Annotated in this window: 10 protein-coding genes, 2 pseudogenes and 2 riboswitches; of the genes and pseudogenes, 6 read left to right on the top strand and 6 right to left on the bottom strand. The window is 70.2% G+C overall.

The features are described from left to right. From ROTAS13_RS15185 to ROTAS13_RS15175, 3 genes and pseudogenes are all read left to right on the top strand, one after another. Positions 1 to 634 (top strand): annotated as a pseudogene (locus ROTAS13_RS15185) (MFS transporter); the annotation flags it as partial. A 77-nt stretch (positions 635 to 711) separates the two neighbouring features. After that, entirely contained in the window at positions 712 to 1,251 is a 540-nt protein-coding gene (moaB, locus tag ROTAS13_RS15180) for a molybdenum cofactor biosynthesis protein B (RefSeq protein ID WP_019461323.1), read from the top strand. A gap of 96 nt (positions 1,252 to 1,347) precedes the next feature. Beyond that, complete coding sequence (locus ROTAS13_RS15175) at positions 1,348 to 1,866, top strand: cupin domain-containing protein (RefSeq protein ID WP_019461324.1); 519 nt, start codon at positions 1,348 to 1,350, stop codon at positions 1,864 to 1,866. Between the two features lie 30 nt (positions 1,867 to 1,896). On the opposite strand, the gene rnhA is transcribed toward ROTAS13_RS15175, so the two are convergent. The 3 genes from rnhA to ispH are packed head-to-tail and all read right to left on the bottom strand — an operon-like array spanning position 1,897 to position 4,362. Beyond that, positions 1,897 to 2,388 carry a ribonuclease HI gene (gene rnhA, locus ROTAS13_RS15170; protein ID WP_019461325.1) on the bottom strand — a complete coding sequence of 164 codons (492 nt, stop codon included), beginning with the start codon at positions 2,386 to 2,388 and terminating at the stop codon, positions 1,897 to 1,899. Beyond that, positions 2,378 to 3,361: a homoserine kinase gene (locus tag ROTAS13_RS15165; protein WP_019461326.1), complete on the bottom strand. Its 984-nt coding sequence runs from the start codon at positions 3,359 to 3,361 to the stop codon at positions 2,378 to 2,380. Before ROTAS13_RS15165 ends, rnhA begins: the two co-directional genes overlap by 11 nt. Then, positions 3,361 to 4,362, bottom strand: a complete 1,002-nt coding sequence (gene ispH, locus ROTAS13_RS15160; RefSeq protein WP_085977410.1) for a 4-hydroxy-3-methylbut-2-enyl diphosphate reductase — start codon at positions 4,360 to 4,362, stop codon at positions 3,361 to 3,363. Before ispH ends, ROTAS13_RS15165 begins: the two co-directional genes overlap by 1 nt. A gap of 130 nt (positions 4,363 to 4,492) precedes the next feature. Between ispH and ROTAS13_RS15155 the strand changes: the two genes are divergently transcribed. After that, on the top strand, positions 4,493 to 5,083 hold the full coding sequence (locus ROTAS13_RS15155; protein ID WP_075822752.1) for a hypothetical protein: 591 nt from the start codon (positions 4,493 to 4,495) through the stop codon (positions 5,081 to 5,083). Positions 5,084 to 5,158: 75 nt separating this feature from the next. Then, the gene (locus ROTAS13_RS15150; RefSeq protein ID WP_019461329.1) at positions 5,159 to 5,701 is read left to right on the top strand and encodes an ankyrin repeat domain-containing protein; all 543 of its coding nucleotides are present in this window, start codon (positions 5,159 to 5,161) and stop codon (positions 5,699 to 5,701) included. Here ROTAS13_RS15150 and ROTAS13_RS15145 read toward each other — a convergent pair. The 3 genes from ROTAS13_RS15145 to ROTAS13_RS26370 all read right to left on the bottom strand — a co-directional run bounded on the left by ROTAS13_RS15145 (position 5,685) and on the right by ROTAS13_RS26370 (position 6,505). Next, positions 5,685 to 5,927 (bottom strand): hypothetical protein, encoded by a 243-nt coding sequence (locus ROTAS13_RS15145; RefSeq protein ID WP_075822751.1) that lies wholly within the window; start codon positions 5,925 to 5,927, stop codon positions 5,685 to 5,687. The genes ROTAS13_RS15150 and ROTAS13_RS15145 overlap by 17 nt on opposite strands. 66 nt (positions 5,928 to 5,993) lie before the next feature. Continuing rightward, positions 5,994 to 6,266 (bottom strand): hypothetical protein, encoded by a 273-nt coding sequence (locus ROTAS13_RS15140; protein ID WP_019461331.1) that lies wholly within the window; start codon positions 6,264 to 6,266, stop codon positions 5,994 to 5,996. Continuing rightward, entirely contained in the window at positions 6,263 to 6,505 is a 243-nt protein-coding gene (locus ROTAS13_RS26370; protein ID WP_139323380.1) for a hypothetical protein, read from the bottom strand. The genes ROTAS13_RS15140 and ROTAS13_RS26370 overlap by 4 nt, the downstream gene beginning before the upstream one ends. A gap of 559 nt (positions 6,506 to 7,064) precedes the next feature. Next, positions 7,065 to 7,172, top strand: a riboswitch (glycine riboswitch). 3 nt (positions 7,173 to 7,175) lie between these two features. After that, a riboswitch (glycine riboswitch) is annotated at positions 7,176 to 7,277 on the top strand. A gap of 45 nt (positions 7,278 to 7,322) precedes the next feature. Between ROTAS13_RS26370 and ROTAS13_RS15135 the strand changes: the two are divergent. After that, positions 7,323 to 7,923: pseudogene (locus ROTAS13_RS15135) on the top strand (glycine cleavage system protein T); the annotation flags it as partial.

Here is a 7,923-nt window from a genome sequence, read left to right as displayed (position 1 = left end):
TCGCCTTACGGTGGAGCTGTGCGTAGATGTGATCAAGAGACAGGCGCTGGCACGGGACGGGGGCGAGCGCCGCCTCGCCGGGGCGCTCTACGCCGCGATCGTCCTGCTCATCGGCGTGCTGAACGCGGCCATGTCGGCGCATATGATCACGCTGCTCTCCGGGCTGGGCCTGGGGCTGGCAACGGCGGTCTGGGTGGCCACGCTGCGCGGCATCGGCCAGTCCGCCGCGCGGCTGGCGGAGATCCTGTCGGGCAGCCGCATGGGCGCGCTGAGCCTGAACCTGCTCGCCACGGGCGGCCTCGCCCTCGGTTTCGTGCTGGCCTTGTGGAGCGGCACCTCGGCCACGGTGGCGGTGCTCTTCTCGCTCCTCTACGGGGCGGCGAACGGGCTGACCACCATCACGCGCGGTGCCCTGCCGCTGGTTCTCTTCGACCATCGTGCCTATGGGCGGATCGCCGGAGCGCTGATCACCCCTGGCCTGCTGCTGTCCGCCGTCGCGCCGCTGGCCTATGTGCCGGTCATCGAGGGGCTGGGCGCGGGCTGGGCCATGGGCCTCGGCACCCTTCTCGCCTTGGGCGCCTTTCTTGCCTCCCTGCTGCTGTGGTGGCGGTTCGGGGCGGGCCAGCGGGGGTGACGGCGCGGCGGCGCATGGGAACGAAGCCTGGAAGCCTGTAAGCAGGGGCCGGAGAGTGACGTGATGGGGATGCCGCCATGCCGATCGACGAGAGCCTGACCTTCCTGCCCGTGAACATCGCGGTGCTCACGGTGAGCGACACGCGCGACCGCGCCAGCGACCGGTCCGGCGACACGCTGGCGGCGCGGGTCGAGGCGGCGGGGCACCGGCTGGTGGCGCGGGAGATCCTGCGCGACGAGGCCGATGCCATCGAGGCGCAGCTCCGCCGCTGGATCGCCGATCCGGATGTGGATGTGGTGATCAGCACCGGCGGCACCGGCATCACCGGCCGCGACGTGACGCCGGAGGCCTTCGCCCGCGTGCTGGAGAAGGAGATCGCCGGCTTCGGCGAGCTGTTCCGGATGCTGAGCTATGCCAAGATCGGCACCTCCACGATGCAGTCCCGCGCCATCGGCGGCGTGGCGGACGGCACCTATCTCTTCGCCCTGCCGGGCAGCACCGGGGCGGTGAAGGACGGCTGGGACGACATCCTCCGCTTCCAGCTCGACGCCCGGCACAAGCCCTGCAACCTCGTGGAGCTGATGCCGCGCCTGCGGGAGCATCTGGCGGGGGGCTGAACGGCCCGCCTTCTCCTGCAACCGTGAAGCCGCCCTCCGTCTGGCGCGATGGCGATCCGTGACCAGCTTCCGGCGACCCAAGGCGGAGGAAGCCATATGTCACAGAGTCCCCTGAAGCTCGCGGCCGATGCCGCCGCGCCGGTCGTCTTCGAGATCCCCGGCGCCGAGGGCGAGTTCCGCGTGCAGATCCTGAACGAGGACCAGGAGAAAGGCGTCGTCACCACCATTATCCATCTGCCGCCCGGCGGCCGCATCCCGGCGCATTTCCACGAGGCCGGTTCGGAGATGCATTACGTGCTGGAGGGCGACCTGACCGAGAATGGCGAGAGCTTCGGTCCTGGCGGCTTCCTGACCTTCGCCGCCGGGGTGGTGCATGGCCCGCATGGCAGCGAGGGCGGCGCCCGGGTGCTGACGGTGCAGCAGTGGCAGAGCGGCCGGGGGGAGTTCGACTTCCACCCGGCGGAGGAAGGGCAGGGCGGGGCGGCTGCCGCTTCCACGGATGCGGCCGGGGAGGGTACGTCCGGGGATGCGGCAGCCGGTGCTTCCGTCACCGACAAGTCCGCCGCGGAGGCCGAGGCGGAACGCCGACGGGGCGAGGAAAAGGGCTACGGCTGAGGCGGAAGGCGTCCTTCCGGCGAGGCGGCTTCAGCCCTTGCCGGAAATGGCCTTCCGCGCCGCGGTGGCGAGTACGTCCGCGCGCTCGTTCATCGGGTCACCGGAATGGCCGCGCACCCAGCGCCATTCGATGGCGTGCGGCTTGGCGGCGGCAAGAAGGCGTTGCCAGAGTTCGTAGTTCGCCACCGGCTCCTTGGCCGCGTTCTTCCAGCCGTTGCGCACCCAGCCATGCACCCAGCGGGAGATGCCGTTGCGCACGTATTCGCTGTCCGTGTGCAGCACGACCTTGCAGGGGCGCCGGAGCGCCTCCAGCGCCTGCGCCGCCGCCGTCAGCTCCATGCGGTTGTTGGTGGTGGCCGGGTCGCCGCCGCTCAGCTCCCGCTCATGGCCGTTGTAGCGCAGGATCGCGGCCCAGCCGCCCGGGCCGGGATTGGGCTTGCAGCCGCCATCGGTCCAGATCTCGACCTCGGTCCCCTGGGACGCCTCCTGGGTGTCTTCCATCGTCGCGCTGTCAGCCGGCATGGGCGAAGATCCCCGGAAGGGCCCTGTGGCCCATGAAGTGCCGCAGCCGCGCGAGGTATTCGAGCGGGTCCTTGCGCGTCACCAGCGCGCCGGGCGGCGTGTGGGTCCAGTCGTAGAGGCGCGTCAGCAGGAAGCGCATCGCCCCCCCGGCGCAGAGCACGGGCAGGGCGGCGCGCTCCGCCGGGGTGAGGGGGCGGAGGGCCTCGTAGGCGGTCAGCATTGCCGCCGCGCGTTCCGGCACGAAGCGGAGATCCGCGTCGAAGCACCAGGCGTTCAGGCTGATCGCGAGGTCGTAGGCGAGCAGATCGGTGCAGGCGAAGTAGAAGTCGATCAGCCCGGTCAGGTGCCCGCCCTGGAAGAAGGCGTTGTCCGGGAAGAGGTCCGCATGGATCTGCCCGCGCGGCAGGGTGCCGTACTCTGCGAGGTTCGGCCATTCGCGCAGGATGAGGCCCAGATGCTGCGCCAGCTCGTCGCAGAGGCCGGGCTGCACCGCGTCCCCGCCGTCGCGGCAGCGGTCCAGCAGCGGCGCCCAGGCGGCGGGCCCCAGGGCGTTCGGCCGCTCCGCCGCATAGGAACGGCCCGCCGCGTGCAGGCCGGCCATGGCGCGGCCAAGCTCGGCGCAATGGGCGGGGGCGACCTGGCGCGGCCAGGCGCCCTCCAGGAAGGTGCAGATCGCCGCCGGGCGGCCCGCGAGCTCGCGCAGCGCCTCCCCATCGCGCCCGGGCACGGGCTGCGGGCAGGCGACGCCCTGTGCGGCGAGGTGGCGCATCAGCCCGAGGAACCAGGGCAGTTCCGCCGGGTCCACGCGCCTTTCGTAGAGCGTCAGGACATAGCGGCCATGGGTGGTGTCGAGCAGGAAGTTGCTGTTCTCCACGCCCTCCGCGATGCCGCGCAGGGAGAGGGGCTCGCCGATCGCATAGCCGGCGAGGAAGGCGGCCAGCGCCGCCTCCGTCACTTCGGTGTAGACGGCCATCAGTCCTTCAGCGCAGCCGGAAGTTTGAAGGTGATGTTCTCGCGCGCCACCACGACTTCCTCGATCTTCAGGTCGAAGCGCGTGCGCAGCCGGTCGAGCACTTCGTCCACCAGCACCTCCGGCGCCGAGGCGCCCGCGGTCACGCCCACCGAGGCGACGCCCTCGGCCAGCGCCGGGTCGAGGTCGTGGCCACGCTGCACCATGATGGCGCGGGCGCAGCCGGCACGCTCCGCCACCTCCCGCAGCCGCACGGAGTTGGAGGAGTTCGGAGCGCCCACCACGATCATCAGCTCGACACGCGGGGCGATGGCCTTCACCGCCGCCTGCCGGTTGGTGGTGGCGTAGCAGATGTCTTCCCTGGTTGGGCTGGAGATGTCCGGGAAGCGGTCCTGCAGGATCGCCACGATCTCCACCGTGTCGTCCACCGAGAGGGTGGTCTGGGTGGTGAAGGCGAGCGGCACGCCCACGGGCGGCTGCACCGTGCGGGCCTGGGCGGCATCCTCCACCAGCGTCACCGAGCCCTTGGGGAGTTGGCCCATGGTGCCGACCACTTCCGGGTGCCCGGCATGGCCGATCAGCAGGATGTGGCGGCCCGTGGCGGAATGGCGCTCCACCTCGCGATGGACCTTGCTCACCAGCGGGCAGGTGGCATCGAGGAAGAACATCTCGCGACGCTGCGCCTCGGCGGGCACGGATTTCGGCACGCCATGGGCGGAGAAGACCACCGGCTGGCCGTCGTCGGGGATCTCGGAGAGCTCCTCCACGAAGACGGCGCCCAGGGCCTCCAGCCGTTCCACCACGAAGCGGTTGTGCACGATCTCATGGCGCACATAGACGGGGGCGCCGCGGCGGATCAGCGCCTCCTCCACGATCTTGATGGCCCGGTCCACCCCGGCGCAGAAGCCGCGTGGTCCGGCAAGGAGCACGGTCAGGGGCGGCCTAGTGGCGGCAGCGGCGGGGCGGTCCGTGACCGGCGGGGAGAGGGGGGCGTGGGCGGGCATGTCGTGGGGCATGTTGGCGTCGGGCGTCTCTCGTGCCAGTTCGTGGCGGCAGGCACCGGGAGATGGTCACCCGGCCGGGGGCAGGCGCAACCTAGCGATCCCCGGGCGCCTGGGACAGGGGGAGTATAGCATGGCTTTTCACGCAGGGCGCCCGGGGTTGTCTTTCGGGGGCGTGGCTTTCCGGGGGGCACCCGCCCTTCTCGTGGCCCTGGCGCTGGCCGGCTGCGGCAGCACGGACTCGAAGAATCCCCTGGCCAATGCCATGGCGCCTTGCCCGGCTGTCTCGCTGCTGGGCGAGGCGGCGGACCTCACCCGCTATCGCGGCCCGGGGCGGGACATCCCCTCCATGGTGCTGGACGCGCGGCTGACCGGCTATCAGGCCAAGTGCGACTATGCGCCAGGGCACAAGGGGCTGGACGTGACGCTGCGCCTGGCCATGGCGGCCGAGCGCGGGCCCGCCGCCACGACCCGGACGGCGTCGCTGCCCTATTTCGTGGCCGTCACCACGGCGGACGAAGGGCGCATCCTGGCCAAGGCGAACTACACCGCCGCGGTGGAATTCCCGGCCAATGTGAACCGGGTGCAGACCAGTGGCGAGGAGATCTCCATCCGCATCCCCGCCGCGACCCCGGGAGAGGCGGCGCAGCGGCAGGTGTTGCTGGGCTTCCAGCTCTCGCCCGAGGAACTGGCGCTGAACCGGCAGCGCGGCCCGCGCCGCTGAGGCCATGGCCCGGGGAGGAGAACGGGGGAGGGGGCGCTTGCGGGGGTGGTGCCTCCTGCCGGAAGATGGGCGGGCATGAGCGACCGCCCCATCCCCCCGCCGCCCACCCTCGGTCCCGAGGAGCTGGAGGCGCTGTTCTACGGCGCTGTCCGCGACGGACGGCTGGACCTGCTCGCCGCCTTCCTGGATGGCGGGGCGGACCCCAACCGGCCGGATGCGCGCGGCTTTCCGCCTATCGTGCTGGCCTCCTACAACGGGCAGAAGGACGCCACCGCGCTGCTGCTCGCCCGGGGCGCGGCGGTGGATGCGCCGGATGCCAAGGGCAGCACCGCCCTGGCCGGCGTGGCCTTCAAGGGGGAGGCGGAGATCGCCCGCGTTCTCCTCGCCGCCGGGGCGGAGCCGGATGCGCCGAACGGGGCGGGGCGCACGCCGCTGATGTTCGCCGCCATGTTCGGGCAGCGGGAGATCGCGGAGATCCTGCTCGATGCCGGGGCCGATCCGGCGCGCGAAGACCCGGAGGGGAGTTCCGCCCTGACCCTGGCCCAGGGCAGCGGCGACGCGGCGCTGGTGGCGATGCTGGAAGAGGCGGCGGCGCGGCGGGTTAGCCGGCCTCGGTGAAGCCCTCCGGCCAGAGGTCCCGGTCCAGCGTCACCTCGGTAATGCGGAAACCGCCGGGCCAGTCGCGAAAGCCGGGCTGGTCGAGCAGTCGCGCAATGGCCTCCTCCGCCGTCTGTGGGCTGGAATACATGCCGATGCTCTTCATGGAGAGAAGGTTGCGCGGATTGATCCGCTCATCCTCGTGGGCCTGGAGCTTGTAGTGAGAGAGCAGCCATATCTTCGTCATGACACCTACCTTGTCCGATATCGGGTGCCACGCGCTGTGTGGTGGCTGTGCTATTCCCTGATCGATTCACTCAGGATCATCGGGATCAAAGCCGAAGCCTTCCGTCCAACTGGTGTCATCCAACGGCGCGCAGTAATGGAAAACGCGGAAGCCATCGGGCCAGTCGCGAAAGCCGGGGAGCTGACGCATGCGTCCGATCGCCTGTCTCGCTTTCTCTTCGGACGAATAGATGCCTATGAGCTTCATCGACATTTCGATCTCGTCCGTTTCCGTTTCATCACCGTCCGCATCCATTTCGTGATGCTCGACGATCCAGAAGTTTTCGCTTTTTCCGGTCATATGATATTTCCTCCGGTATCAATCCCAAGCATCCATTCAATGAATGCACGCTCACCATAATTTTTTATTCTGCTATATTCACTATTGGTTGGCCTCCCTTTTCCTGTTCGTTCCCAATTCCCTTTGCCATACTGGTCGTTCATCAACTTCGTGGCGTATTCCTCGGCTGTCTGGTTTTGCCCGCGTGGGATACCCCTTGCCCAGCTCGCAACATCGCTGGCCGCCTTCTTGCCGCTCAACCCCGGTTTCTTCTGTCTTGGCGGTCCGGGATCTTTCGGAAGGCTGCCTGTTTCGGGTGTCTCCGTGGCCCCCTGGGGCGCGATGCGCGCTCGTGGCGGAGGAACGGGTGGCCTGGGCGCCAGCAGGACGGGTCCGAGCTGGACCGGGACGATGCCGGGGCGGGGCGTGGCGGCGGTGCTTCCCTGTCCGGCCCGCCCGCTGCGGGTATAGGCGGAGACGTGTTCCGGCCTGCCGTTGCGCTGCCGTTCATAGGCACGCACGGAGACCATGCTCTGCCCCGCCGCCGTGCGCAGCGGGGAGGTGGCCAGCGCCTGCCAGCCCTTGGTGACCCAGCCGGCATAGGCCCCGCGTTCCGGGTGCTGGACCTGCCAGTACCTGCCAGTAACGGTCGTCCCGCATGGCGCGCCGCAAGCTGTCTTCGGTGATGACGGTTCTGCGCAAGGCCTCTGCCCTCCTGAAGGGGAATATAATCCTATGACGGAGCGAAAGTCGAGACTCCCGCCCACTCGCCGCCGTTGCCAGCGCCCATGCCGCAATGTCATAACGGCCCGTACCCGCTGATCCCGCGCGGGAGAGCGAGGCCGTCCGGTGCCGAACCGGCCGGCCTCCGCCGAAGGCGCAACCGGCCCCCGGAAACGCTCAGGCCCGATGGACCGCGCGGGGAAGGGGCCTCTGGAAAGCCCGGCCCGCCCCGAAACGGGCGTTCCGGCACCGACGGAGTAAGGCGCGGGCGCCATGCCCGGCCGAATCTCTCAGGTCCATGGACAGAGGGGGGCCACGTTCCGTTCCGCCGCCCTGAGCGGCGAAGGAGGATGCGTGGCTGACGCCGCCGAGACGATGCTTGAGACCCCGCTGGCCGACTGGCACCGCGCCCAGGGCGCGCGCATGGTGCCCTTCGCCGGCTACATGATGCCGGTGCAGTACCCCGCCGGCATCATCGCCGAGCACAAGGCCTGCCGCGAGGGTGCGGCGCTGTTCGACGTCTCCCATATGGGGCAGGCGGAGCTGCGGGGCGAGAGCGCGGCGGCGGCGCTGGAGGCGCTGACCCCCGCCGACGTGCAGGGGCTGAAGCCCGGGCGGCAGCGCTACGGCGTGCTGATGACCGAGGCGGGCGGCATCCTCGACGACTTCATGTTCACCAATCTCGGCGACCGGATGTTCCTGGTGCTGAACGCTTCCCGCAAGGCGGTGGACGAGGCGGCGATCGCGGCCATCCTGCCGCCTTCCGTCACCCTGGCGCCGATGCCCAACCGCGCGCTGCTGGCGCTGCAGGGGCCGGCGGCCGAGCGCATCCTCGCCACCCTGGCGCCCGAGGTGGCGGCGCTGCCCTTCATGGGCGTGGCCGAGGTGACGCTGGCGGGTGGCCCCGCGCTGGTCAGCCGCTCCGGCTATACGGGCGAAGACGGCTACGAGATCC

The sequence above is a fragment of the Roseomonas sp. TAS13 genome (assembly GCF_001950415.1).
Classification (GTDB): Bacteria; Pseudomonadota; Alphaproteobacteria; order Acetobacterales; family Acetobacteraceae; genus Roseomonas; species Roseomonas mucosa.
The sequence above is the reverse complement of the archived record's forward strand: the minus strand, read 5'-3'. Positions and strand labels throughout refer to the sequence as shown.

What these genes read in the sequence shown, in the direction of transcription:
- ROTAS13_RS15165 (WP_019461326.1), bottom strand. Translation starts at nt 3,361, where the DNA reads ATGGCCGTCTACACCGAAGTGACGGAGGCGGCGCTGGCCGCCTTCCTC.
- ROTAS13_RS15155 (WP_075822752.1), top strand. Translation starts at nt 4,493, where the DNA reads ATGGCTTTTCACGCAGGGCGCCCGGGGTTGTCTTTCGGGGGCGTGGCT.
- moaB (WP_019461323.1), top strand. Translation starts at nt 712, where the DNA reads ATGCCGATCGACGAGAGCCTGACCTTCCTGCCCGTGAACATCGCGGTG.
- ispH (WP_085977410.1), bottom strand. Translation starts at nt 4,362, where the DNA reads ATGCCCGCCCACGCCCCCCTCTCCCCGCCGGTCACGGACCGCCCCGCC.
- ROTAS13_RS15150 (WP_019461329.1), top strand. Translation starts at nt 5,159, where the DNA reads ATGAGCGACCGCCCCATCCCCCCGCCGCCCACCCTCGGTCCCGAGGAG.
- ROTAS13_RS15175 (WP_019461324.1), top strand. Translation starts at nt 1,348, where the DNA reads ATGTCACAGAGTCCCCTGAAGCTCGCGGCCGATGCCGCCGCGCCGGTC.
- ROTAS13_RS15145 (WP_075822751.1), bottom strand. Translation starts at nt 5,927, where the DNA reads ATGACGAAGATATGGCTGCTCTCTCACTACAAGCTCCAGGCCCACGAG.
- rnhA (WP_019461325.1), bottom strand. Translation starts at nt 2,388, where the DNA reads ATGCCGGCTGACAGCGCGACGATGGAAGACACCCAGGAGGCGTCCCAG.
- ROTAS13_RS15140 (WP_019461331.1), bottom strand. Translation starts at nt 6,266, where the DNA reads ATGACCGGAAAAAGCGAAAACTTCTGGATCGTCGAGCATCACGAAATG.